Origin of the sequence: Faecalimonas sp. LCP19S3_D12, from assembly GCF_052121495.1 — a bacterium.
Classification (GTDB): Bacteria; Bacillota; Clostridia; order Lachnospirales; family Lachnospiraceae; genus Faecalimonas.
In genome coordinates this window covers 1-747 of the sequence record NZ_JBQKED010000122.1, presented here as the reverse complement: position 1 = coordinate 747, position 747 = coordinate 1, and the positions used below count along the sequence as shown (strand labels likewise).

Genomic DNA, 747 nt, shown 5'->3' with positions numbered 1-747 from the left:
ACACCTTCTTTCGTAAATGTTGCAAATGTTTGTTTTGGCACTTTCATTATACAACACATGGAATCGAGGTGTCTTTCTTTTATGCAAAATCACGAACTTGCTCATTTATAGTAGTATAAAAGAAAGATTTCCTGGTCTATCGGCTTTAATTGCTGGAAAAGTTTCTGAATAATTCTCTGCTGTTCTTTTTGTTCCATAAGCTTTTCTGATTGGTTATCAATCAAAACTACATCATCATATAGTTCCAGATTCCAATGTTTAATTGCGCGTATCTTATCTTTCGCTTTGTTTCTTGTAATCATACCTATATATGCCTTAATACTGGTGTATTTTTCATAATCAATTCTTTCAGCAGTATTCCATAATGAGATAAATACATCTGATACTACTTCTTCCACATCTTCGTTTCTACCTTTTCCAGCAAGTATTTCTTTTGAAATCGTAGTGACATATGCATTATATCTGTTCATGATTTCCTCTAAAGCCTTTTCATTTTTTCTCTGTAGTTGTTTTAATAACTTTCTTTCCTTCATCTGTAAGAATCCTGATTTTTTTCTTTTTGTATCAATACGTAAAATTCATAATTCAGGTTTCAAAAAAGAGGAGATATTTTATAATATTTTTTTCAAAGATTATTTACTCAAACTTCCCACACCAATAAGGTGTGATTAACCTTGAAAATTCAATATTTCAGCCAATTAAAAAGGCATAAATACGTTCCTTTGGTATAATGGAATTGTCGAAAAA

General features: G+C 30.3%; 1 protein-coding gene. It reads right to left on the bottom strand.

Features of this window, described 5'->3' with window-relative positions; genetic code table 11:
* Positions 1-101: 101 nt before the first annotated feature.
* Positions 102-533, bottom strand: coding sequence for a sigma-70 family RNA polymerase sigma factor (locus tag ACTQXY_RS15525; protein ID WP_441660216.1), 432 nt, complete (start codon positions 531-533; stop codon positions 102-104).
* Positions 534-747 lie beyond the last annotated feature (214 nt).

What these genes read in the sequence shown, in the direction of transcription:
- ACTQXY_RS15525 (WP_441660216.1), bottom strand. Translation starts at nt 533, where the DNA reads ATGAAGGAAAGAAAGTTATTAAAACAACTACAGAGAAAAAATGAAAAG.